21 protein-coding genes are annotated in these 21,838 nt (G+C 69.8%); 10 read left to right on the top strand and 11 right to left on the bottom strand.

What is annotated here, in order from left to right; all coding sequences use genetic code 11:
• Positions 1-197 precede the first annotated feature (197 nt).
• Positions 198-1,397, bottom strand: coding sequence for a polyamine ABC transporter substrate-binding protein (locus tag ACTWOL_RS27010; RefSeq protein WP_474299382.1), 1,200 nt, complete (start codon positions 1,395-1,397; stop codon positions 198-200).
• A gap of 135 nt (positions 1,398-1,532) precedes the next feature.
• On the opposite strand from ACTWOL_RS27010, the gene ACTWOL_RS27005 reads away from it, so the two are divergent.
• Together ACTWOL_RS27005 and ACTWOL_RS27000 are read left to right on the top strand one after the other, a co-directional pair.
• Positions 1,533-1,895 carry a DUF1304 domain-containing protein gene (locus ACTWOL_RS27005; RefSeq protein ID WP_474299381.1) on the top strand — a complete coding sequence of 121 codons (363 nt, stop codon included), beginning with the start codon at positions 1,533-1,535 and terminating at the stop codon, positions 1,893-1,895.
• A complete protein-coding gene (locus tag ACTWOL_RS27000; protein ID WP_474299380.1) occupies positions 1,892-2,449 on the top strand; it encodes a TetR/AcrR family transcriptional regulator in 558 nt (185 codons plus the stop codon). Before ACTWOL_RS27005 ends, ACTWOL_RS27000 begins: the two co-directional genes overlap by 4 nt.
• A 73-nt stretch (positions 2,450-2,522) precedes the next feature.
• Here the strand turns inward: ACTWOL_RS27000 and ACTWOL_RS26995 are convergent, their stop codons facing one another.
• A complete protein-coding gene (locus ACTWOL_RS26995; protein WP_474299379.1) occupies positions 2,523-3,962 on the bottom strand; it encodes a gamma-aminobutyraldehyde dehydrogenase in 1,440 nt (479 codons plus the stop codon).
• A 178-nt stretch (positions 3,963-4,140) separates the two neighbouring features.
• Here ACTWOL_RS26995 and ACTWOL_RS26990 point away from each other — a divergent pair, with 178 nt between their 5' ends.
• From ACTWOL_RS26990 to ACTWOL_RS26965, 6 genes are all read left to right on the top strand, one after another.
• Entirely contained in the window at positions 4,141-4,656 is a 516-nt protein-coding gene (locus ACTWOL_RS26990) for an Lrp/AsnC family transcriptional regulator (protein ID WP_474299378.1), read from the top strand.
• Between the two features lie 2 nt (positions 4,657-4,658).
• Positions 4,659-6,029, top strand: coding sequence for an aspartate aminotransferase family protein (locus ACTWOL_RS26985; RefSeq protein WP_474299377.1), 1,371 nt, complete (start codon positions 4,659-4,661; stop codon positions 6,027-6,029).
• A 192-nt stretch (positions 6,030-6,221) separates the two neighbouring features.
• Positions 6,222-6,950: an ABC transporter ATP-binding protein gene (locus ACTWOL_RS26980; RefSeq protein WP_474299376.1), complete on the top strand. Its 729-nt coding sequence runs from the start codon at positions 6,222-6,224 to the stop codon at positions 6,948-6,950.
• Positions 6,932-8,086 carry a hypothetical protein gene (locus tag ACTWOL_RS26975; protein ID WP_474299375.1) on the top strand — a complete coding sequence of 385 codons (1,155 nt, stop codon included), beginning with the start codon at positions 6,932-6,934 and terminating at the stop codon, positions 8,084-8,086. The genes ACTWOL_RS26980 and ACTWOL_RS26975 overlap by 19 nt, the downstream gene beginning before the upstream one ends.
• 43 nt (positions 8,087-8,129) lie before the next feature.
• Positions 8,130-9,260, top strand: a complete 1,131-nt coding sequence (locus ACTWOL_RS26970; protein WP_474299374.1) for an LOG family protein — start codon at positions 8,130-8,132, stop codon at positions 9,258-9,260.
• Positions 9,261-9,351: 91 nt separating this feature from the next.
• Positions 9,352-10,266 (top strand): hypothetical protein, encoded by a 915-nt coding sequence (locus tag ACTWOL_RS26965; protein ID WP_474299373.1) that lies wholly within the window; start codon positions 9,352-9,354, stop codon positions 10,264-10,266.
• A 6-nt stretch (positions 10,267-10,272) separates the two neighbouring features.
• Here the strand turns inward: ACTWOL_RS26965 and ACTWOL_RS26960 are convergent, their stop codons facing one another.
• The 4 genes from ACTWOL_RS26960 to rlmN all read right to left on the bottom strand — a co-directional run bounded on the left by ACTWOL_RS26960 (position 10,273) and on the right by rlmN (position 15,445).
• Positions 10,273-11,310 carry an ABC transporter ATP-binding protein gene (locus tag ACTWOL_RS26960; protein ID WP_474299372.1) on the bottom strand — a complete coding sequence of 346 codons (1,038 nt, stop codon included), beginning with the start codon at positions 11,308-11,310 and terminating at the stop codon, positions 10,273-10,275.
• Positions 11,310-12,926 (bottom strand): ABC transporter permease, encoded by a 1,617-nt coding sequence (locus ACTWOL_RS26955; protein ID WP_474299371.1) that lies wholly within the window; start codon positions 12,924-12,926, stop codon positions 11,310-11,312. The genes ACTWOL_RS26960 and ACTWOL_RS26955 overlap by 1 nt, the downstream gene beginning before the upstream one ends.
• A gap of 65 nt (positions 12,927-12,991) precedes the next feature.
• On the bottom strand, positions 12,992-14,080 hold the full coding sequence (locus tag ACTWOL_RS26950) for a thiamine ABC transporter substrate-binding protein (RefSeq protein WP_474299370.1): 1,089 nt from the start codon (positions 14,078-14,080) through the stop codon (positions 12,992-12,994).
• A gap of 258 nt (positions 14,081-14,338) precedes the next feature.
• Positions 14,339-15,445 (bottom strand): dual-specificity RNA methyltransferase RlmN, encoded by a 1,107-nt coding sequence (gene rlmN / locus ACTWOL_RS26945; protein WP_474299369.1) that lies wholly within the window; start codon positions 15,443-15,445, stop codon positions 14,339-14,341.
• Positions 15,446-15,670: 225 nt separating this feature from the next.
• Between rlmN and ACTWOL_RS26940 the strand changes: the two genes are divergently transcribed.
• Together ACTWOL_RS26940 and ACTWOL_RS26935 are read left to right on the top strand one after the other, a co-directional pair.
• On the top strand, positions 15,671-15,892 hold the full coding sequence (locus tag ACTWOL_RS26940; RefSeq protein ID WP_474299368.1) for a hypothetical protein: 222 nt from the start codon (positions 15,671-15,673) through the stop codon (positions 15,890-15,892).
• 248 nt (positions 15,893-16,140) lie between these two features.
• A complete protein-coding gene (locus ACTWOL_RS26935) occupies positions 16,141-16,956 on the top strand; it encodes a hypothetical protein (protein WP_474299367.1) in 816 nt (271 codons plus the stop codon).
• A gap of 145 nt (positions 16,957-17,101) precedes the next feature.
• Here the strand turns inward: ACTWOL_RS26935 and ACTWOL_RS26930 are convergent, their stop codons facing one another.
• The 5 genes from ACTWOL_RS26930 to rpsB all read right to left on the bottom strand — a co-directional run bounded on the left by ACTWOL_RS26930 (position 17,102) and on the right by rpsB (position 21,785).
• Entirely contained in the window at positions 17,102-17,980 is an 879-nt protein-coding gene (locus ACTWOL_RS26930) for a phosphatidate cytidylyltransferase (RefSeq protein ID WP_474299366.1), read from the bottom strand.
• Positions 17,981-18,228: 248 nt separating this feature from the next.
• On the bottom strand, positions 18,229-18,786 hold the full coding sequence (gene frr / locus ACTWOL_RS26925) for a ribosome recycling factor (RefSeq protein WP_474299365.1): 558 nt from the start codon (positions 18,784-18,786) through the stop codon (positions 18,229-18,231).
• A gap of 204 nt (positions 18,787-18,990) precedes the next feature.
• Positions 18,991-19,773, bottom strand: a complete 783-nt coding sequence (gene pyrH, locus ACTWOL_RS26920) for a UMP kinase (protein ID WP_474299364.1) — start codon at positions 19,771-19,773, stop codon at positions 18,991-18,993.
• A 158-nt stretch (positions 19,774-19,931) separates the two neighbouring features.
• Positions 19,932-20,768, bottom strand: coding sequence for a translation elongation factor Ts (gene tsf, locus ACTWOL_RS26915; RefSeq protein WP_474299363.1), 837 nt, complete (start codon positions 20,766-20,768; stop codon positions 19,932-19,934).
• A gap of 96 nt (positions 20,769-20,864) precedes the next feature.
• Positions 20,865-21,785: a 30S ribosomal protein S2 gene (gene rpsB, locus ACTWOL_RS26910; RefSeq protein ID WP_474299362.1), complete on the bottom strand. Its 921-nt coding sequence runs from the start codon at positions 21,783-21,785 to the stop codon at positions 20,865-20,867.
• Between the last annotated feature and the right edge of the window lie 53 nt (positions 21,786-21,838).

Genomic DNA, 21,838 nt, shown 5'->3' with positions numbered 1-21,838 from the left:
CGCGTTGTGCCCGCCGAAGCCGAGCGATGTGCTCAGCGCTGCGTCGACCCCGCAAGGCCGGGCGCAGGTCCGGGTCCGCTCACGGGTCACTTCAAGCCGTTCACGGGCGGTGTCCGCTGCTATTCGCGCCCTGGCCTGCTGCGGATCGCCCCGTGACCGGCAAGGTTCGCGTACCGGCGGCACACGGCGTACGCCCGTCAGAGCCCGACGATCGCGTTCCACCGTTTCGTGAATTCCGCGCGCTCCCGTGCCGTGATGTCCCGGGCGATCGCGAGCCGTTCGCGCATCGCGTCGTCGGGGAAGATCAGCGGGTCCTCGGCGAGTGCGGCGAGCTCCTCGTCCTTGGAGCCGGCGAGCACGTCGCGGGCGGCGGGCACGGGGCACACGTAGTTGACCCAGGAGGCGAGTTCGGCCGCGGCCTCGGGCTCGTAGTAGTAGTCGACGAGCGCCTCGGCGTTGCGCTTGTGCCGGGCGAGGTTGGGGATCATCAGCGACTCGGCCCAGAGCTCGGCGCCCTCCTCGGGAACCACGAACGCGATGTCGGGGTTGTCCGCCTGGAGCTGGATGACGTCGCCCGAGTACGCCTGGCAGGCGAGGACATCGCCCGTGGAGAGGTCCTTGATGTAGTCGTTTCCGGTGAAGCGGCGGATGTGCTTCTGCCGCACCAGCTTCTCCACCCGGTCGCAGACGGCGTGGAAGTCGTCGGCGGTCCAGCGGGTGATGTCGACACCGTCGCCCTGCATCAGCAGCGCGAACGACTCGTCCAGCCCGGAGAGCAGGGTGACCCTGCCCTTCAGATCGCCCGCCCACAGGTCCCCTGTGTGCTTGATCTCCCGGCCCAGCTTCCTGCGGTTGTACGCGATGCCGGTGATCCCGGACTGCCAGGGGACGCTGTGCCTGCGGCCCTTGTCGAAGTCGGGCGAACGCAGCTGGGGGTCGAGGTACTTGGCGACGTTGGGCTGCCGCTCGCGGTCCATCTCCTGGACCCAGCCGAGCCGTACGAACCGGGCCGCCATCCAGTCGCTCACGACGACGAGGTCCCGGCCGGTTTCCTGATGGTTCATCAGTGACGGGCTGATCTTGCCGAAGAACTCGTCGTTGTCGTTGATCTCCTCGGTGTAGCGGACGGAGATCCCGGTGCGCTCCGTGAAGGCGTCGAGGGTGGGGCGCTTGGACGTGTCCTCGTCGTCGGTGTCGATGTAGAGCGGCCAGTTGGCGAAGTCGAGGGTCTTGTCGCGGCCCGAGAGGTCCCGCCCGGCTCGATCGGCGGGCTCGACATAGGCCGCGGGAACACCGCAGCCGGTGAGGGCGAGGCCCGCGGCTCCGGCGCCCGCGGCTCCGAGCGCGCGCAGCAGGGAGCGGCGGGACAGGTCGGGGTGCTTCGGGGTCGCTGGCACGGAGGCAGGATGCCGGGCGGTCGGTACGAGGAGCAATGGACGGTGCGTCGAACGGGAACCTTCTGCGCCGACACCTTGTCGATCACGGACACCTGTCTATACTTACTGGACAGTTGTCCAAGAAAGGGAGGCGTCATGACGGCGACCGCGAACATACTGGTCGGCCTCGTGGCCGCACTGCACGTCTACTTCCTGGTCCTGGAGATGTTCCTGTGGGAGCGGGCCCCCGGGCGCGGGCTGACGGGGTTCGACGCGGACATGGCGCGCTCGACGGCGACGCTGGCGGCCAACCAGGGGCTCTACAACGGGTTCCTCGCCGCGGGGCTGGTGTGGGGACTGATCGCGGACGACCCGACGGGGTTCCAGGTGCGGGTGTTCTTCCTCTGCTGCGTGGTGGTCGCCGGGCTGTACGGCGGTGCCACCTCAAGCCGGCGCATCTTCGGCGCCCAGGCCCTGCCGGGCGCGCTTGCGCTGGCCGCGGTGCTGGCGGCCGGATGACCGAGGACCCGCGCGCGGAGCGCACCCGGCAGCGGCTGCGTCGTGCGCTGCTCGAGGAGTGCGCCGAACGGCCGTTGACGGAGACCAGCGTGTCGGCCCTGGTCCGGCGGGCGGGCCTGGGCCGCGCCACGTTCTATCTGCACTACCCGGACCTGGACGCCCTCGCGGTGGACGCCTGCGCCGAGATCGTCCGCGACGCGGTGGAGGCCCTGCACGCGTGGCGCGGCAGGGCCGACCCGGCGGCCCCGCCTGATGCGCTGACGGCCTTCTTCACCGATATCGAACCCCACGCGCGGCTCTACCGGTCGCTGCTGCGTGAGGGCGGCGGGGGCCCGCTGGGCAACCTCCTCCACCGTGAACTGCGCGAACGCAGCCGCCGGGAACGCGAACTGGCGGGCGCCCCGGAGCCCGACCTGATCGCCTCGGCGGTGGCGGCGGCGTTCACGGGGATCCTGGCCGACTGGGTCCACGAACGCGTCCCCGCTTCACCGCAGGAGATCGCGTCGCATGTCTGGCGGCTGCTGATCGCGCTGCACACGACACCCCTGCGATGAGGCGTGCGTGGTGGCCGCGGGATGCGCGGTACCGGGCCGGCCCGGCCGGCCGACCCGGTACCCGCCGGAGGCGTTAGGCGTCGAGGGACGTCATCACGTGCTTGATGCGCGTGTAGTCGTCGAAGCCGTAGGCCGACAGGTCCTTGCCGTATCCCGACTTCTTGAAGCCGCCGTGCGGCATCTCCGCCACCAGCGGGATGTGGGTGTTGATCCACACACAGCCGAAGTCCAGCGCCTTGGACATACGCATCGCGCGCGCGTGGTCCTTCGTCCAGACCGAGGACGCCAGCGCGAACTCCACGCCGTTCGCGTACTCGACCGCCTGCTCCTCGTCGCGGAACGGCTGGACGGTGATGACCGGGCCGAACACCTCGTTCTGGACGATCTCGTCGTCCTGCTTCAGGCCGGAGACCACGGTCGGGGCGTAGAAGTAGCCCTTGTCGCCCACCTGGTGGCCACCCGCCTCCACCTTCGCGTGAGCCGGCAGCCGGTCGATGAAGCCGGAGACCTGCTTGAGCTGGTTGGCGTTGTTGAGCGGGCCGTACAGCACGTCCTCGTCGTCCGGCTGCCCGGTCTTCGTGTCCTTGGCCGCCTTGGCGAGCGCCGCCACGAACTCGTCGTGGATCGACTCGTGCACCAGCACGCGCGTCGCCGCCGTGCAGTCCTGGCCGGCGTTGAAGTAGCCCGCGACCGAGATGTCCTCGACGGCCTTCGCGATGTCGGTGTCCTCGAAGACGACGACCGGCGCCTTGCCGCCCAGCTCCAGGTGGACGCGCTTGACGTCCTTGGCCGCCGACTCCGCGACCTGCATGCCGGCCCGTACCGAGCCGGTGATGGAGGCCATCGCGGGGGTCGCGTGCTCGACCATCATGCGGCCGGTGTCACGGTCGCCGCACAGGACGTTGAAGACGCCCTTGGGCACGATCGAGCCGATGATCTCGGCGATCAGCACGGTGGACGCCGGGGTGGTGTCCGAGGGCTTGAGGACGACCGTGTTGCCGGCGGCCAGCGCCGGGGCGAACTTCCAGACGGCCATCATCATGGGGTAGTTCCACGGCGCGACCTGCGCGCAGACGCCGACGGGCTCACGGCGGACGATGGAGGTCATCCCCTCCATGTACTCACCGGCCGAGCGGCCCTCGAGCATCCGGGCCGCACCCGCGAAGAAGCGGATCTGGTCGACCATGGGCGGGATCTCTTCGGTGCGGGTGAGCTCCAGCGGCTTGCCGGTGTTCTCCGACTCGGCCGCGATCAGCTCCTCGGCGCGCTCCTCGAAGGCATCCGCGATCTTCAGCAGTACCTTCTGGCGCTCCGCCGGAGTGGTGTCACGCCAGGCCGGGAAGGCGGCGGCCGCAGCGGTCATGGCGGCGTCGACGTCCGCCTGGCCGGACAGCGGCGAGGTCGCGTACGCCTCGCCGGTGGCCGGGTTGACCACCTCGATGGTCCGCCCGTCCGCGGCGTCCCGGAACTCTCCGTCGATGTAGTTGCGCAGACGACGCAGTTCGGTGGTCACAGCCACTCCTCCTGTCAGATGTCCAATGGGTGAGACACCCCAACTCACCCCAACCATACGTCCTCGAGGCTAGTCCGCCAGGTGACGCTTTCGACAGGCCCGACGCCCGACAACTTCGAAATCGGTGAGATTTCGAACCGTGAACAACGAATTTCATCGCTGATGGGTTGCGGGATCGATGACTCCGGTGCACAGTGTGCTCGTGGCCAGCAGAAGCGCAGAGTCCAGGACCGGTAGCAGTTCGTCTCCGACGATCGATGCCGTCTCCCTGGCGATCATCGAGCAGTTGCAGGAAGACGGGCGCCGCCCGTACGCCGCGATAGGCAAGGCCGTGGGCCTGTCCGAAGCGGCGGTCCGGCAGCGCGTCCAGAAGCTGCTCGACCAGGGCGTCATGCAGATCGTCGCCGTCACGGACCCGCTCACCGTGGGGCTGCGGCGCCAGGCGATGGTCGGGATCAACGTCGAGGGCGACCTGGAACCCGTGGCCGAAGCGCTGACCGGCATGTCCGAGTGCGAGTACGTCGTGATGACGGCGGGCTCGTTCGACCTACTGGTGGAGATCGTCTGCGAGGACGACGACCACCTGCTGGAAGTGATCAACCGGCGCATCCGCACCCTCCCCGGTGTGCGCTCCACCCAGAGCTTCGTCTATCTCAAGCTCAAGAAGCAGACCTATATGTGGGGAACCCGATAGCCGTGAGCAAGGACCGCAGCGACCTCTCCAAGTCCGCCTACGACCACCTGTGGATGCACTTCACCCGCATGTCGTCGTACGAGAACTCCCCCGTTCCCACCATCGTGCGTGGTGAGGGCACCTACATCTACGACGACAAGGGCAAGCGCTACCTCGACGGTCTCGCCGGGCTGTTCGTGGTCCAGGCGGGCCACGGCCGCAGGGAACTCGCCGAGGTCGCCGCCAAGCAGGCGCAGGAGCTCGCCTTCTTCCCCGTGTGGTCGTACGCCCACCCGAAGGCCATCGAGCTGGCCGAGCGGCTCGCGGGCGAGGCCCCCGGCGACCTGAACAAGGTCTTCTTCACCACCGGCGGCGGCGAGGCGGTCGAGACCGCCTGGAAGCTCGCGAAGCAGTACTTCAAGCTCGTGGGCAAGCCGACCAAGTACAAGGTCATCTCGCGCGCCGTCGCCTACCACGGCACCCCGCAGGGCGCCCTGTCCATCACCGGACTGCCGGGCCTCAAGGCACCGTTCGAGCCGCTGGTACCCGGCGCGCACAAGGTGCCCAACACCAACATCTACCGCGCGCCGCTGCACGGCGACGACCCGGAGGCCTTCGGCCGCTGGGCCGCCGACCAGATCGAGCAGGAGATCCTCTTCGAGGGTCCGGACACCGTCGCCGCGGTCTTCCTGGAGCCGGTCCAGAACGCGGGCGGCTGCTTCCCGCCGCCCCCCGGGTACTTCCAGCGGGTCCGCGAGATCTGCGACCAGTACGACGTGCTGCTGGTGTCGGACGAGGTCATCTGCGCCTTCGGCCGCCTCGGCAAGACGTTCGCCTGTGACAAGTTCGGCTACGTACCGGACATGATCACCTGCGCCAAGGGCATGACCTCGGGGTACTCCCCGATCGGTGCCTGCATCGTCTCGGACCGCCTGGCCGAGCCGTTCTACAAGGGCGACAACACCTTCCTGCACGGTTACACGTTCGGTGGCCACCCGGTCTCCGCGGCCGTCGGCCTCGCCAACCTCGACCTGTTCGAGCGCGAGAAGCTCAACCAGCACGTCCTCGACAACGAGGGCGCCTTCCTGAGCACCCTGCAGAAGCTGCACGACCTGCCGATCGTCGGCGACGTCCGCGGCAACGGCTTCTTCTACGGCATCGAGCTGGTGAAGGACAAGGCCACCAAGGAGAGCTTCAACGAGGAGGAGACCGAGCGCGTCCTGTACGGCTTCCTCTCCAAGGCGCTCTTCGACGCCGGTCTGTACTGCCGCGCGGACGACCGCGGTGACCCGGTCGTCCAGCTGGCGCCGCCGCTGATCTCCGACCAGTCGACCTTCGACGAGATCGAGCAGATCCTGCGCTCGGTCCTCACGGAGGCCTGGACCAAGCTGTAATCCCCATCGACATCTGGGATTGTCGGCTTTTCGCGGCCCGGATGCGCCCGTTCGAGTGAGAACGGGCGCATCCGGGCCGCGTGCCGTCCGCACACCCGGTTCCGAGTCCCTACGGTGCTGTGACCGATCGGCCTCGACGTCGTTCCCCCGGACGGGGGAACGGAACAACGGATCTGAACCGAGGTGTACGCCATGGTGGCCCCGCCGGACAACGATGTGCTCTGGGCGCGCTCCCTGCACCACTCCCTCGGCGGCTCGCCCGCCCTGAGCGGAGTCTCGCTCGGCGTGCGCGACGGCGAGATCCTGTGCGTGAACGGCCCGCGGGGCAGCGGAAAGACCACCCTGCTGCGCTGTCTGTCGGGCCAGCTCGTCCCGAAGGAGGGCGAGGTGTGGTTCAACAGCACCCCCGTCCACACCATGAGTGCGCTCGCCCGCGAACGGCTGCGCCGGGACCGCTTCGGCTGGCTCGGCCCCGAACCCCAGCTGGTCCCCGAGCTCAATGCCTGGGAGAACGCCGCGCTGCCGCTGCTGCTGCGCGGCTGCTCGCACCGCAAGGCCAAGGGCGCAGCCATGGAGTGGCTTGAGCGGCTCGACCTCGGGATGTACGCACGCAAGCGGCCCCGCGCGCTGCTGCACGCCCAGCGCCAGCGGATCGCCCTCGTGCGCGCCCTCGTCGCCACGCCCACGGTGCTGTTCGCCGACGACCCCACGGCCGCCCTTCACCTCACCGACCGCGCCCAGGTCCTGCGCACACTCACCACCGCCGCACGCTCACACCGCATCACCCTCGTCCTCGCCACCCACGACATCGAGGTGACGACCCTGGCCGACCGCACGGTGTCGCTGATCGACGGCCGCCGTGTCAGGCCCGCCGACGGCACCGGCACGGAAGGCCGGGCGGCGTGCTCACTCTCCGTCTAGCCCGCGGCGCCCACTCCCTGGTCCAGCTACGACGTCTGCTCGTCGCTGCGGCCTCGGGCGGAGTGGGCTTCCTGCTGCTGTGCACCCTGGCTGACGCGGCGACCCGCCCGGAACCTTCCCCCGAACCGCTGGCACGGCTGCTGTGGTGTCTGCTGCCACTGGCCGCGACGGTGCAGTTCGCGGTGGCGGTGGCGCGTACGGATCCCAGCATCCGCCCACGGCCGGGACTGTCCGCGCTCGGGCTGGGTCCCGTACGGCTCACCGCGCTCGCCGCGGTGTCGACCGCCGTCTCCTGCACGCTCGGCAGCTCGCTGGCACTGCTGCTCTTCCTGCATCTGCGGGGCGATCTGACGGGGCTTCCGTTCGACGGCGCCGCCGGCCCGCTGCTCTACGCCGGCCGGCCGTTGCCGCTGGGAGCGGCTCTCGTCCTGCTCGCCCTCGTACCGGTCGCGGCCTCGATCGCGGCGGCGCTCGCGCTGCGCCCGCGCGGCACGAAGCGCGAGGAGAGCTTCGAACTCGAGGGCGGGGAGCCGCGCGTCGAGGCCACACCGGCCGGACTGCCCTGGGGCGTCGCCCTCACCGCGGCCGGGCTCGCGCTGCGGTCCTACTCGGGCCCGGTGGTCATCGTCGACGCCGGGGCGCACGCTCCGCCCGGGGTCCTGACCGGCTGGGCCCTGACCGTCCTCGGCCTCGCGGTCGCGGGCCCGGGGATCGTGTACGTGTGCGGGAGCGCAGTCCAGTCGGTGCGGCCCGGCGCGGTGCGGATGCTCGCGGGGCGGACCCTGATGGCCGACGCGGTCCGCATCGGACGTCCGCTCGGGGTGCTGTCCGCGGTGACCTCCGCCATGATCGCCGCGACCGTGCTGGCGGGCGGCGGCAGCGGGCCCCGGCCGTTCGGCGAACTGACCGGGCTCGGGGCCGCGCTCGTCCTCGCGTGCACGGCCGCGACCCTGCTCACCTCGGCCCTGGAAGCCAAGCACGCCCGCGCGATCGTCAGGACCGGACTCCTGCGTCTGGGAGCCCGTACGTCCACGCTGCGGGCATCGGCCGTGCTCAGGACGGCGGTCCTGCTGATGGTCTTCGCGCCGCTCACCTGGGTGGTGGCCCAGCTGGCGGCGATGCCGCTGCGGCCCTGACCCCGCCCGGGGCCGCAGCAGGGCGGCGTCCTATCGTGGGCGGATGGCGCAGGGACACAGGCACGGACTGGGGTCGTCCTACGACGACGACCACGAGATAGAGACCATCGAGGAGTTCGACCAGGTGGTCGGGCGCGGGACCCTCGCGGGCCGGCGTGTCCAGTCCGTCGATCTGACGGCGCGCACCTTCGCCCTCCTCTCCTCCGACACCACCGGAGCCGTGTTCCTCGGCTGCGCCATGGAGCCCGACGCGGCCGTCAAGGTCCGCGGCGACGGCGCCCTCGTCTTCCCGCCGATCCCCGATCTGCCCTTCGACCCGTACCGCGGGCTGCTGTACTCGCCCGAGGAACTGTTCGCGGACCTCGGCCACACCGGCTACGAGGGCACCCCCGACGCCCTCGCCTACGAGTGGTTCCAGCAGACCAAGGACGACCGCGACATCCATGCGTCGATGCTGCGGGCGATCCACGACGACGCCGTCTCCGACGCCCTCGACGAGCTCCTCGCCGACGTCCCGGTCGTCGGGGTGATGGGCGGGCACGCGATGCGCCGCGGCACGGACGCCTACGCGGGCGCGGCCCGGCTCGGCCGCGCGCTGTCCCGGTCCGGGCTGCTGGTCGCCACCGGCGGCGGACCGGGCGCGATGGAGGCGGCGAACCTGGGCGGGTACGCGGCGCCGTTCGCGGACGAGATGCTCGACGAGGCCCTGGAACTCCTCGCCAAGGCACCGTCCTTCACCCCGTCCGTCACCGAGTGGGCGTCCGCCGCCTTCGAGGTCCGCTCGCGCTGGCCGCGGGGCGGCGACTCGGTCGGCATCCCCACCTGGTTCTACGGCCATGAGCCGCCGAACCCCTTCGCCGGTCACATCGCCAAGTACTTCGCCAACGCCACCCGCGAGGACGGGCTCCTCGCCCGCTCCACCGCCGGCGTGGTCTTCCTCCCCGGCGCGGCCGGCACCCTGCAGGAGATCTTCGACAACGCCACCCCGAACTACTACGAGTCCCGCGGCGAACCGACGCCCATGGTGCTGGTGGACCGCACCCACTGGACGGAGAAGCTCCCCGCCTGGCCGCTGCTGCGGTCGCTGGCCGCGGGCCGTTCGATGGAGTCCCGGATCGCCCTGGTCGACTCGGTGGACGAGGTCCCCGACACCCTGGCCGCCATGCGGGCCTGACGGCCGGAAGCAACTTCCGGGCGCTGACTCACGTCTGGTAATCGGAACGAACGGGGCCGAACCCCGCCGACCAGCGTGAAGGGAGCCCTTGGTGCTCATAGGACTGCTGACCGCCGTGGCGGCATCGATCTGCTACGGAACGGGGTCGGTGCTGCAGGCCGTGGGATCCCGTAAGTCCGCCCGCCGGGATGCCGCTGACGACAGCGTCACCCAGCACGGCGGGCCCAGTCTGTCGTCGACCGCGAAGGCCGCGATGACCTGGGAGTTCATCGTCGGGACGATTCTCGACTTCGTCGGGTTCGGACTGGGCGTGCTGGCGGCCCGGTTGCTGCCGCTGTTCCTGTCGCAGACGATCATCAGCGCCAATCTGGTGATCACGGCGGTGCTGAGCATCAAGCTGCTCGGTATCCGGCTGACACGCCCCGAGTGGGCGTCGATCGGGGTGGTCTGCTCCGCGCTGATCCTGCTGGCCACGGCGGCGGGCCCGGAGGGCAGCGGGCACACCCCCATGGCCACGCACTGGTGGCTGCTGGCGATCTCGGTGCTGCTGATCGTCGGTGGCACCGTCGTGGTGCGGCTGCTCGGCTCCCGGGCCGCGATCCTGGCCGGTCTGCTGTCGGGTCTCGGCTTCGGCGCCCTCGGCGTCGGTGTGCGGATCCTGAACGGGATCGAACCGTTCGACCCGGTCGCCCTCATCAGCGACCCGGCTCTCTACGCGGTCCTGATCGCGGGCACGGGCGGGATGTATCTGCACACGGTGGCCCTCCAGATCGGCTCGGTCAACGGTGCGACGGCCGCCCTCGTCGTGGGCGAGACCGTGCTGCCGGGCGCGATCGGTGTGCTGTGGCTGGGCGACACGTCCCGGGCGGGATTCGGCTGGCTCGCCGTCGCCGGCTTCGTCCTCGCCGTCGCGGGAGCGGTGGCGGTGGCCTGGTTCGGGCAGCCCGAGACCGAGGAGCCGGCGCCCGCGCGCCTTCCCGAACGGGAACCCGCCGGCATCGGCTGAGCCTCCTCAGGGGACGGCCGGCCCGGGTGCCGGCAGGAGCACCACCTCGTCCGCGAGGAAGGCCGCGCCGACCCGGGTGCCCGGCTCGGGGGCGTCGGCGAGCCGGCACTCGGCCTCCAGCGAAGGCCCGCTCTCCGGCCGCAGCCGTACGGTGGCGTGCGCGCCCCGGAAGGTACGCGAGACCACGTCGCACGCCAGGCCGTCCTCGGGAGCGTCCAGGCGGACACCCGCCGGGCGGACCAGCAGCTCGCACGGGCCCTGCGGGGAGCCGTCCGGCACCGGGATCCTGCCCCAGGGGGTGTCGGCGGCCCGGCCGTTCACCTCCCCGGACACCACGTTGTCGAAGCCGAGGAAGCGGGCGACGAACGCGGAGGCCGGGCGCTGCCACACCTCGTGCGGGGTTCCGCACTGGGCGATCGCGCCGTCCCTCATGACCACGACCCGGTCGGCGAGCGCGAAGGCCTCGCCCTGGTCGTGCGTCACGGCGAGCACGGTGGTGCCCAAGCTCTCGAAGAGGCCGCGCAGTTCCACGACCAGCCGTTCCCTGAGCGTACGGTCGAGCTGCCCGAGGGGCTCGTCGAGCATCAGCAGCCTGGGGCGGGGGGCGAGCGCCCGGGCCAGGGCGACGCGCTGCTGTTCGCCGCCGGACAGGGACGCCACCGCCCGCCTGCCCGCGCCGGGGAGGCCGACCAGGTCGAGCAGCTCCGCCACCCGGCGCTGCTGCTCCGCCCTGGACACACCGTGCATGCGCAGCCCGAAGGCGACGTTGCCGGCGACGTCGCGCTGCGGGAAGAGCTGATGGTCCTGGAACATCAGGCCGACTCCGCGCCGGTGCACCGGCACGTCCGTCTGGTCCGCTCCGCCGAGCAGGACCCGGCCGCCCGACAGCGGCTGGAGTCCGGCGACGGCGCGCAGCAGCGTGGACTTGCCGCTGCCGCTCGGGCCGAGGACGCAGACGATCTCGTGGTCGGCGACCTCGAGGTCCACCGTGTCGAGTGCCGCCCGCTGCCCGAACCATACGGTCGCGGCCTTGAGCGTCAGCATCAGAACTCTCCTGCGGAACGGTCGGGCCGGATGTGTTCGAGCAGCAGCAGGGCCACCGCACAGACCAGCATGAGGATGGTGGACAGCGCCATCGCCTGCCCGTAGTTGAGCTCGCCCGGGCGGCCCAGCAGCCGCGCCACGGCCACGGGGAGGGTGGGGTTGTCGGGCCGGGCGATGAAGACGGTCGCCCCGAACTCGCCGAGCGAGACCGCGAAGGCGAAGCCCGCGGCAACGAGCAACGCCCGGCGCACCAGGGGCAGATCGACCTCGCGCCAGGCGCGCAGCGGTGAGGCACCGAGGACGGTCGCCGCCTCCCGCAGCCGGACGTCGACGGCACGCAGCACGGGCAGCATCGTCCGCACCACGAACGGCACGCCGACCAGGGCCTGCGCGAGCGGCACCAGGATCCACGAGGTCCGCAGATCGAGCGGCGGTTCGTCGAGCGTGATCAGGAAGCCGAAGCCGACGGTGACGGCGGAGACTCCGAGCGGCAGCATCAGCAGGGCGTCGAAACCGCGGACCAGCCGTCCGGCCTTCCGGGTCAGGGCGGCAGCCGCCAGTCCGCCGATCAGCAGGGCGACGGCCGTGGCGGCGAGCGCGTAGCTCAGGGAGTTCCACACCGCCTCCAGTGGTGGTACGAGGAAGGTGCCGCCGCTGGACTCCACGGACCGGAGGGCGACGTAGAAGTCGAAGCCGTAGCCGCCGGGGCCGTCGAAGGACCGCTCGACCAGTACGCCCAGCGGCGTCAGGATCAGCAGGACGACGGTGATGAGCACGGCGGCGAGCAGCGCCCACTGGCCTGCTCCGCGCGGCCGGTGAGCGGTGTGCGCCGGATCGACGAGCGTCAGGGCGGTCTCACGCCGTCGTACGGTCCAGGCGTGCACGGCGAGGATCGCGCCGACGGCGGCGAACTGCAGGAGCGTCAGCACGGCGGCGGTCGTGAGGTCGAGCCGGTCGGCGGTCTGCCGGTAGATCTCCACCTCGATCGTCGAGTAGGCCGGACCGCCCAGGATCTGGACGACACCGAAGGAGGTGAAGGTGAACAGGAACACCATCAGGGCGGCGGCGGCCACCGCCGGGGTCAGCGCGGGAAGCGTGACGCTCCGCCAGGCGGCGAACCGGCCGGCTCCGAGCACACGCGCGGCTTCCTCCTGGCGCGGGTCGAGCTGCGACCACAGTCCGCCGACGGTCCGTACGCCGACCGCGTAGTTGAAGAAGACATGCGCGAGGAGGATCGCCCAGACGGTGGTGTCGAGGCGTACCCCCCACAGTTCGTCGAGCATCCCGCCACGCCCGAGCAGTGCCAGGAAGGCGGTGCCGGCGACCACCGTCGGCAGCACGAACGGCACGGTGACGACGGCGCGCAGCAGCTGTCTGCCCGGGAAGGCGAAGCGGGCGAAGACATAGGCCGCGGGCAGTGCCAGCAGCAGGGTGAGTCCGGTGGAAGCCAGCGCCTGCCAGAACGTGAACCAGAGGACGTCCAGGATGTCCGGGCGGCTCAGCACCTCGCCGATCCGGCCGAACCGCCACACGCCGTCCGCCCTGAGCCCGCGGCCGACGATGCCGGCCACGGGGTAGGCGAAGAAGACCGCGAAGAACGCGACGGGCACGGCCATGAGGGCGAGCCGCGCCGCGTTTCCGCCTCGTCTCCGGGGTGAGCCGGGTGTTCTGGGGCGCTTGCCTACTTCAGGACGAGTGAGGACCACGACTGGATCCACTGGTCACGGTTGTCGGCGATCTTCTGGGGCGCCATGGTCTGCGGCTTGTCGACCACCGCGCCGAACCGGGTGAAGAGCGCGGGAACCTTGGCGTCCTTGACCACCGGGTTGACGAACATGTTGAGCGGCATGTCCTCCTGGAACCTCTTGCTGATCAGGAAGTCCAGCAGGGCCTTGCCCCCGGCCTCGTTCTTCGCGCCCTTGAGCAGACCCGCGGCCTCGGTCTGGCGGAAGCAGGTGCCGGTGGCGACTCCGGTGGGTGCCTCCTGGGGCTGCGGCTTCGCGAAGAGGACCTCCACCGGCGGGCTGGAGGCGTACGAGACGACGAGCGGCCGGTCGCCCTTGGCCTTCTTGCCTCCCGCGGAACCGGAGAACTCCTGGTTGTAGGCGAGCTCCCAGCTGTCGACGACCTTGACGCCGTTGGCCTTGAGCTTCGTCCAGTAGTCCTGCCATCCCTTGTCCCCGTACGCGGCGGCGGTACCGAGGAGGAAGCCCAGACCCGGCGAGGAGCGCTCGGCGTTCTCGACCACGAGGAGGTTCTTGTACGCCGGCTTCGCCAGGTCCTCGAAGGTCTGCGGCGGGGCCAGCTTCTTGTCCGCGAAGTACTTCTTGTCGTAGTTGACGCAGATGTCGCCGCTGTCGATGGGCGTGACCCGGTGCTCGGACTTGTCGAGCCGGAGGTCCGCGGGGATGCGCTCCAGGCCCTTGGCCTCGTACGGCGTGAAGATGCCGTTGTCGAGGGCCCTGGAGAGGGTGGTGTTGTCGACGCCGAAGAACACGTCGCCCTGCGGGGAGCCCTTGGTGAGGATCTCCTTGTTGAGGGCCTCGACGGCGTCACCGCTCTTCAGCACCTTGACCGTGTAGCCGGTCTGCTTGGTGAACTCCTCGAGCACCGCGGGGGTGGCCGCGAAGGAGTCGTGGCTGACGAGCGTCACGGTCTTGGACCCGGCGCCGGAGCCGCTGTCCTTGGTCTGCGAGCCGCAGGCCGCGAGCGTGGTGACGCCGAGGGCCGCGGCCAGCGCGGTGACCGTGATCTTCTTGGTGGTGCTCACTGAGCTTCCTCCTGGAGTGACCAGGAAGAGACGCGGCCCTGCCCGGTGCGCGGATCCGGTGGATCCGTGCACCGGGCAGGGCGCAACAGCTTGAGTCTCGTCCGAACTTCCTACCCGGAATGACCCGGGCGAGGTTCAGAGGGTCTGCGGTCTGACGGTCACCGCACTCTCAGCGCTGTGGCGCTCCCCTGTCGGAATATGCGAATGTTCGGGGCCCAGATTACATGGGGGCTCCCGCGCCCCTCCGGGTGCGTTCGTTCAGCGCTCGGAGGCGGCGAGCTGCCCGCAGGCTCCGTCGATCTCCTGCCCCCGGGTGTCGCGCACGGTGACCGGCACCCCGTGGGCGGCGATGGCTTCGACGAACGCCTTCTCGTCCTCCGGGCGGGAGGCCGTCCACTTCGATCCCGGCGTCGGATTGAGCGGGATCAGGTTGACGTGGACCCGCTTGCCCTTGAGCAGCCGTCCGAGGAGGTCACCGCGCCATGCCTGGTCGTTGATGTCGCGGATGAGGGCGTACTCGATGGAGATCCGGCGGCCGGACCTCTCCGCGTACTCCCAGGCGGCGTCCAGCACCTCCCGTACCTTCCAGCGGGTGTTCACCGGGACGAGGGTGTCGCGCAGCTCGTCGTCGGGAGCGTGCAAGGAGACGGCGAGACGGCATTTGAAGCCCTCGTCGGCGAAGCGCAGCATGGCGGGGACGAGGCCGACCGTGGAGACGGTGATACCGCGCTGCGAGAGACCGAGGCCGTCCGGCTCGGCGTCGGTGAGCCGGCGGATGGCGCCGACGACCCGGTTGTAGTTGGCGAGCGGCTCGCCCATGCCCATGAAGACGATGTTGCTGAGCCGGGCGGGCCCTCCCGGGACCTCACCGTCGCGCAGCGCACGCATGCCGTCGACGATCTGGTGGACGATCTCGGCGGTCGACAGATTACGGTCGAGCCCGGCCTGGCCGGTGGCACAGAACGGACAGTTCATCCCGCAGCCGGCCTGCGACGAGATGCACATGGTGACGCGGTCCGGGTAGCGCATCAGCACCGACTCGACCAGCGTGCCGTCGTGCAGCCGCCACAGCGTCTTGCGGGTGGTGTCGTCGTCACAGGAGATGTGTCGCACGACGGACATCAAATCGGGCAGCAGTTCCGCGGCGAGCCGCTCGCGCGAGGCCGCGGGGATGTCGGTCCACTGGCCGGGGTCGTGTGCGTAGCGCGCGAAGTAGTGCTGTGACAGCTGCTTCGCACGGAACGGCTTCTCGCCGATGGCGGCCACCGCTTCCTTGCGCTCGGCGGGCGAGAGGTCGGCGAGGTGGCGCGGTGGCTTCTTGGCTCCACGGGGCGCGACGAAAGTGAGTTCTCCGGGCTTAGGCATGGCCGTACCAGTGTCGCAGATCAAATTCCGTGCCCCGGGGCTGCCGGCCGTGGACGGTGATCGCGGCTATCCGGTGGCCACTGGCCGGGCTTACGGCCGGAAGGCCCGTCCTGCTGCCCGGATGCCCCGCGCCTCTCTTTGACAGCGAACGAACCGGAGAGGAGGGTAGAAAATGCTGAAAAGCATAAAAATCCGATAATCAAGCAGGCTCGGAGGTGCAGGGGAATGCGCCGCAAGATCGTAGCCGCGCTCTCGGCAGCGGCAGCAGGGCTGGCACTGGGTGTGATGCCGGCGACCACGGCGTTCGCCGCGAGCGACCACAGGAACGACGACTACTGCTCCCACCGGAGCGACTGGCGCGACGGCCGCCACTGCGACTTCGCGAACGACTTCGACCACAGGGACTTCGTGGACAACGTTGTGATCATCTTCGTCGCCGTGACATAGCGCCCCGTCCTCCCCCCCATGGTCCCGGTCCGGGTCGGCAACGGCGAAAAGCGAACCGACCACCACCATCACCTGGGGCGGCCTGTCGCCGGCGCTCGGTCGAGCCGAGTCCCGACGACAGGCCGCCCCATTCACATGCCCGGGCATGTCCCTGATGCCGTGACCGGCCACGCCCCCGCCGCTGTCGCGCATTCCCGGCTCCGGAGTCAGGCTGGAATTCCGCAGGTCGCAGTCCGAGGGGTGCGCCCATGAACACCGTGGCCGATTCCGCAGCGGGCAAGTGGCTGGCGGGTGCGCTCGAGAGTCCCGTCGTGGGCATGGCCCCGTGGATCATCTTCGCCCTGCTCTCCGGCGCCGGGCGCTTCGAGTTCTCGGTGGCGACCGCTCTGGCGGTGTCGCTCTTCATGGTCGTCGCGGGCCGGGTCCTGCACCCCGGAACCTCGCTCAAGATCCTTGAAGTGGCCGACGTCGCCTTCTTCGCGGTGCTCGCGATCATCGGAGCGATCGCCGACGAGGGCACTCACCTCTGGCTGGAGAACTACGCGGACGAGGTCGCGAGCGTCGCCCTGGTGCTCATCGCGTTCGGCTCCATGGCGGTGCGGGTGCCGTTCACCCTGCAGTACGCGCGGGAACGGGTGGATCCGGTCTACTGGAACACCCCGGCCTTCAAGCACACCAACTACGTGATCACCGGTGTCTGGGGGCTCGCCTTCCTGGCCGCGGCCGCCGCCGGTGCCTTCGGCGATCTCGTGCTCCGCAACCCGGACAACATCTGGACGCAATGGATCATCCCGATCCTGGCGATCATCGTGGCCCTCCAGTTCAGCGCGTGGTACCCGGACTACGCGCGGGCGAAGGCGCGCGGCGAGCGAACGCCGCCGATCAGCGGGTTCCTGCTGCCCCTGGCAGGGCTGCTCGTCCCGCTGGGCATCGCCCTCCTGATCTTCGAGGACTCGGCCACCTGGGCCGGCATCGCCCTGATCGTGGTGGGCGTGCTCGCGACCAAGTTCCTCAGCGACGACAGCAAACAGGCTTCGGCAGGGGCGGGGCCCCAGGACCACTGAGCGCTCGGAAACAGGACCGCCGACCTGGGGAAAGCGCAGGAAAACGGATGGGCCCACCGCCGAAGCAGTGGGCCCATGAGCCTGTGAGCACCTCATCCGGGAGGCCGTCGGCGGCAAACCGTCGTCCCAGCTCCGTGAGCGGTCGTCAGCCCGCCCCCACGAACACCACGAACAACAGCCAGGCGACCGGTGCCGTGGGCAGCAGCGAGTCCAGCCGGTCCATGATTCCGCCGTGGCCCGGCAGCAGCGTGCCCATGTCCTTGATGCCGAGGTCCCGCTTGATCATCGACTCGCCCAGGTCGCCCAGGGTCGCGCTGACCGCAATCGCGAGCCCGAGCAGCAGCCCCTGCCACCAGGTGCCCCCGTCGATCAGCAGGGGCATGCCGAGGGCACCCGCCGCCATCCCGAAGGCCACTGCCCCGAACAGTCCCTCACGGGTCTTCCCGGGGCTGATGCGGGGTGCCAGCTTGTGCTTGCCGAAGCGCCAGCCGATCGCGTACGCGCCGGTGTCACTGACCACGGTCAGCAGCAGGAACATGAACACCCGCTGCGCCCCGTCGCCCGCGGTGAGCATCATCGCCACGAACGTCGCCAGGAATGGCACGTAGAACGTGGCGAACAGGCCCGCCGTCACATCCCTGAGGTAGCCCTCGGGCGGCTCGGTCATCCGCCAGACCAGCACGGCCAGCGCGGTGAACGCCGTGGCCACCCACGCGCCCTCCGCGCCTCGCACATATCCGGCCACGACCATCCACGCCCCGCCCACCGCAAGCGGAACCAGGGGAGCCTTGATGCCCTTGCGCTCGCTGAGGCGCGAGGTCAGCTCCCACAGGCCGACGACGACGGCGATCACGACCACACCGACGAAGACGGCCTTGACGACGAAGAGAGTAGCGATGATCACCGCACCGAGCCCGACGCCGACGCCTATGGCCGCCCGCAGATCCCGGCCGGCGCGCTTCTTCTGCGGCGGCTGCGGAGGCTGCGGCGGCTCGGAGGCCGCAGACGGCGGGGGGATGGGCATGGGCTCCTGCGGCATCTCGTCGCGGACCGGGGGGCCGCTCCATCGAGCAGCCCCCCGGCGGCGGTCGTCGCGGTCTTCTGCGTCTCTACCTGCGTCGGGAACGCCCGGTACGACGGGCATGGGCCGGGTATGCCGGGCGTCATGCACATCGTATGCGGGACCCGCCGGGGCGGCCCGCTGGTCGGGCGGCCCCCAGTAGCCGGGGCTGTAGCCCGCACTCGGCGGGGCTCCCCAGGAAGAGTCGTTCATCAGACCTCGAGCAGCTCGGCTTCCTTGTGCTTGAGCAGCTCGTCCACCTGCGCCACGTACTTCGCGGTGGTGTCGTCGAGCTCCTTCTCCGCCCGGCGGCCCTCGTCCTCCCCGACCTCGCCGTCCTTGATCAGCTTGTCGATGGCTTCCTTGGCCTTGCGGCGCACGGAACGGATCGAGATCTTGGAGTCCTCGGCCTTGCCCTTGGCGACCTTGATGAACTCACGGCGGCGCTGCTCGGTCAGCTCCGGGAACACCACCCGGATGATGTTGCCGTCGTTGCTGGGGTTGACGCCCAGGTCGGAGTCCCGGATCGCCTGCTCGATGTTGCGCAGCGCGCTCTTGTCGAACGGGGTCACCACCGCCATGCGCGGCTCGGGCACCGAGAACGAGGCCAGCTGGTTGATCGGCGTCAGCGCACCGTAGTAGTCGGCCACGATCTTGTTGAACATCGCCGGGTGCGCACGCCCGGTGCGGATCGCGGCGAAGTCCTCCTTGGCGACCACGACGGCCTTCTCCATCTTCTCCTCGGCCTCGAGGAGGGTCTCTTCGATCACCACTTGCTCCTGCGTGTCTTGAGTCGGCCCGGCGTGTACGTGTGACGGTTCACTTTACGAACCCGTGTGACTGCTGTGCCCGCGAGTCCGGTTTGCGAGTGCGCGTTACGTGTACGAGGCCGGAGGAAACTTGGCGTCGCGTTCCCCTGCACGGTGTCCGACCGGCAGGGCTTTGTCCATCCCCTCTCGGGGCGTCGGACCGGGTCAGCCCCGGGTGCCCTGGTCGCTCACCAGCGTGCCGATCTTCTCACCCCGGACGGCCCGCGCGATATTGCCGGCCGCGAGCAGTTCGAAGACGAGGATGGGCAGCGAGTTGTCGCGGCAGAGGGTGATGGCGGTGGCGTCGGCGACCTTGAGGTCCCGGGCGAGCACCTCGCCGTACTCCAGAGCGTCGAACTTCACCGCGTCCGGGTTGCTCTTGGGGTCGGAGTCGTAGACACCGTCGACGCCGTTCTTGCCCATGAGCAGCGCCTCGGCGTCGATCTCCAGGGCCCGCTGTGCCGCGGTGGTGTCGGTGGAGAAGTACGGCATGCCCATACCGGCGCCGAAGATCACGACGCGCCCCTTCTCCAGGTGGCGCACGGCCCGCAGCGGGATGTACGGCTCCGCGACCTGGCCCATGGTGATGGCGGTCTGGACGCGGGAGTCGATTCCCTCCTTCTCCAGGAAGTCCTGGAGGGCGAGGCAGTTCATGACCGTGCCGAGCATGCCCATGTAGTCGGACCGGGCCCGGTCCATGCCGCGCTGCTGCAGCTCCGCGCCGCGGAAGAAATTGCCACCGCCGATAACGACCGCGATCTCTGCGCCGTCACGGACGACCGCGGCGATCTCCCGTGCGATGGCGTGTACGACGTCGGGGTCGACGCCCAGACCGGTTCCGCCCGAGAAGGCTTCACCGGACAGCTTCAGCATGAAGCGGCCGGCTTTGTTGCCGGTGTGGTCGCTCTTGTCGTCGGCAGCCTGGTTGGCGTCCGCGCCCTTGTTCATGGAGATCTCCTCGTGCACATACGAAGAAGGCCACTGCCGATGGGTGCTGGTGTCCCTGCGGCAATGGCCTCCTCGTCAGATCTGCGGTCGTCCGGCTTCTACGCGGCCTACGACTGCTGGGAAAACCCTATCGGGCCCCGTGTCGCTCGCGTACCGGCTCAGATGCCGACCTTGATGCGCGCGAAGCGCTTCAGGGCGACACCGGCCTCGTCCAGGATCTGCTGGACGGACTTCTTGTTGTCGAGCGCGTAGGGCTGGCCCAGGAGGGTGGCGTCCTTGAAGAAGCCGTTGAGGCGACCCTCGACGATCTTCGGCAGGGCGGCCTCGGGCTTGCCCTCGGCGCGGGTGGTCTCCTCGGCGACACGGCGCTCGGACTCGACGACCTCGGCCGGGACGTCCTCACGGGAGAGGTACTTCGGCGCGAAGGCGGCGATGTGCTGCGCGACGCCCTTGGCGACCTCGGCGTTCGGCTTGTCGAGCTCGACGAGCACACCGATCTGCGGGGGCAGGTCGGGCATGGTGCGGTGCATGTACGCGGTGACGTACGCACCGGAGAACTCGGCGAAGCGGTCCAGGACGATCTTCTCGCCGAGGTTGGCGTTGGCCTCGTCGACGTACGCCTGGACGGTCTTGCCGGGCTCGATCTCGGAGGCGAGGAGCGCCTCGATGTCGGCCGGGTTCGTGGCGGCGACGTGGGCGGCCAGCGCGTTCGCGACGGCCAGGAACTTCTCGCCCTTGGCAACGAAGTCCGTCTCGCACTTGAGCTCGACGATGACGCCGGAGGCGTTGTCGTCGGCGATCAGGGAGACGACGGCACCGTTCTCGGCGGAGCGGCCCTCGCGCTTGGCGACGCCCTTCTGACCCTTGATGCGCAGTGCCTCGACGGCCTTGTCGACGTTACCGTCGGCCTCGTCGAGCGCCTTCTTGCAGTCCATCATGCCCGCGCCGGTGAGCTCGCGGAGCTTCTTTACGTCAGCGGCGGTGTAGTTCGCCATGTCTGTGAATCTCTCTGCAGTCGAAGAGTCGAACGATCTACGGGTCGACGGCGGGGGCTTTGTAAGCCCCCGCCGTCACTTCCGAACCTGTGGGTGTCAGGCCTGCTCGGCGTCCGCGGCCGGAGCCTCGGCAGCGTCCGTGGCCGGAGCCTCGGCAGCGGCCTCGGCCGGCTTCTCGGCCTCGGCGGCCGGGGTCTCGGCGGCCGGGGTCTCGGAGACCGGGGTCTCGTCGGCCTTCTTCTCACCCTCGAGCAGGTCGCGCTCCCACTCGGCCAGCGGCTCGCCCGCAGCCTTGTCGCCCGGCTTCGAGTCACCGGTGGCCACGCCGGAGCGGGCGATGAGGCCCTCGGCGACGGCGTCGGCGATCACGCGGGTGAGCAGGGTGACGGAGCGGATCGCGTCGTCGTTGCCCGGGATCTTGTAGTCGACCTCGTCGGGGTCGCAGTTGGTGTCGAGGATCGCGACGACCGGGATGTGGAGCTTGCGCGCCTCACCGACGGCGATGTGCTCCTTCTTGGTGTCGACGATCCAGACGGCGCTCGGCACCTTCTGCATCTCGCGGATGCCGCCGAGGGTCTTCTCCAGCTTGGCCTTCTCGCGGGAGAGGACCAGGAGCTCCTTCTTGGTGAGGCCGGAGGCGGCCACGTCCTCGAAGTCGATCGCCTCAAGCTCCTTCAGACGCTGAAGGCGCTTGTAGACGGTGGAGAAGTTGGTGAGCATGCCGCCCAGCCAGCGCTGGTTGACGTAGGGCATCCCGACACGGGTCGCCTGCTCGGCGATGGCCTCCTGGGCCTGCTTCTTGGTGCCCACGAACATGATGGAGCCGCCGTGCGCGACGGTCTCCTTGACGAACTCGTAGGCGCGGTCGATGTACGACAGCGACTGGAGCAGGTCGATGATGTAGATGCCGTTGCGCTCGGTGAAGATGAAGCGCTTCATCTTCGGGTTCCAGCGACGGGTCTGGTGACCGAAGTGGACGCCGCTCTCCAGCAGCTCCCGCATCGTGACGACGGCCATGGCCGTATCTCCTTGAGTTTTCTCGGTTGTGTTCCTGACGCCCCGGCGCGCCG

Source organism: Micromonospora sp. IBHARD003 (genome assembly GCF_056106285.1).
This window is presented reverse-complemented; position numbering and strand designations above follow the sequence as displayed.

Excerpts from the sequence above, each read along its gene's own strand:
- ACTWOL_RS26980 (WP_474299376.1), top strand. The coding sequence starts at position 6,222 with ATGGTGGCCCCGCCGGACAACGATGTGCTCTGGGCGCGCTCCCTGCAC.
- tsf (WP_474299363.1), bottom strand. The coding sequence starts at position 20,768 with ATGGCGAACTACACCGCCGCTGACGTAAAGAAGCTCCGCGAGCTCACC.
- ACTWOL_RS26930 (WP_474299366.1), bottom strand. The coding sequence starts at position 17,980 with ATGCCCATCCCCCCGCCGTCTGCGGCCTCCGAGCCGCCGCAGCCTCCG.
- ACTWOL_RS27005 (WP_474299381.1), top strand. The coding sequence starts at position 1,533 with ATGACGGCGACCGCGAACATACTGGTCGGCCTCGTGGCCGCACTGCAC.
- pyrH (WP_474299364.1), bottom strand. The coding sequence starts at position 19,773 with ATGAACAAGGGCGCGGACGCCAACCAGGCTGCCGACGACAAGAGCGAC.
- rpsB (WP_474299362.1), bottom strand. The coding sequence starts at position 21,785 with ATGGCCGTCGTCACGATGCGGGAGCTGCTGGAGAGCGGCGTCCACTTC.
- ACTWOL_RS26970 (WP_474299374.1), top strand. The coding sequence starts at position 8,130 with ATGGCGCAGGGACACAGGCACGGACTGGGGTCGTCCTACGACGACGAC.
- ACTWOL_RS27000 (WP_474299380.1), top strand. The coding sequence starts at position 1,892 with ATGACCGAGGACCCGCGCGCGGAGCGCACCCGGCAGCGGCTGCGTCGT.
- ACTWOL_RS26955 (WP_474299371.1), bottom strand. The coding sequence starts at position 12,926 with ATGGCCGTGCCCGTCGCGTTCTTCGCGGTCTTCTTCGCCTACCCCGTG.
- ACTWOL_RS26960 (WP_474299372.1), bottom strand. The coding sequence starts at position 11,310 with ATGCTGACGCTCAAGGCCGCGACCGTATGGTTCGGGCAGCGGGCGGCA.
- rlmN (WP_474299369.1), bottom strand. The coding sequence starts at position 15,445 with ATGCCTAAGCCCGGAGAACTCACTTTCGTCGCGCCCCGTGGAGCCAAG.
- ACTWOL_RS26935 (WP_474299367.1), top strand. The coding sequence starts at position 16,141 with ATGAACACCGTGGCCGATTCCGCAGCGGGCAAGTGGCTGGCGGGTGCG.
- ACTWOL_RS26940 (WP_474299368.1), top strand. The coding sequence starts at position 15,671 with ATGCGCCGCAAGATCGTAGCCGCGCTCTCGGCAGCGGCAGCAGGGCTG.
- ACTWOL_RS26990 (WP_474299378.1), top strand. The coding sequence starts at position 4,141 with ATGACTCCGGTGCACAGTGTGCTCGTGGCCAGCAGAAGCGCAGAGTCC.